Below are 649 nucleotides of genomic sequence, written 5' to 3' on the forward strand. Positions count from 1 at the left end.
GGCTCCCTGGTGAGCTGCACGGTGATCAAGTGACCGGGCAACCGATTTTGCTTTGCGTATTTCCATAGGATGGAGACGATTGACTCGTATGGTTCCAACCAGTTTGGGTCAAACACATACCCGAATGCTGGTTTTAGCTTGCGATCGTCAAACAACATGATGGGCAACGTCATCGCCCTGCCCTCTACACGAACGTTGATAATTCCCGCTGAATACGAGCGGTTGCTACGCGAGCCTGCACATAGCCAGAGTTACGTACCGCATACCTCCACATCTCCACGGATGGACGAAAGTCCGGACTATCCTGCAACTCGCTTTCCTTCAGCACAATCTCTACTGCCCGAGTGAAGGATTCCATCGGGATTTCGAGCTTGCTGCCCAGGCAGGCCTTGCTATGAATTGCAGCGAACTCATCCCACAGGATCTGTGCATCTTGTACAAGCTTGTATCCGTTGTCAGCCGCCTGGGGTAAATAGAAACGGGTGAACGTCCAATTGGTACCGTGGGGAAATACAGTCTCGCCATATCCACTAAGGCACGTCGCCACATCGTTCGCGTTACGAATACCAAAGAAGGCGAACTCGTCAACCATGAGCCGAGCTACAATTTGCGTCCTTCCCGCACGCTGCATACTTACCTTAATTGCATA

Annotated in this window: 1 pseudogene; it reads right to left on the minus strand. The window is 51.8% G+C overall.

Annotated elements, in window-relative coordinates:
- Positions 1-184: 184 nt before the first annotated feature.
- Positions 185-649 (minus strand): annotated as a pseudogene (locus ACFQUU_RS29415) (ATP-binding protein); the annotation flags it as partial.

The organism is Herbaspirillum sp. GCM10030257 (assembly GCF_042666555.1).
Lineage (GTDB): Bacteria > Pseudomonadota > Gammaproteobacteria > Burkholderiales > Burkholderiaceae_D > Noviherbaspirillum.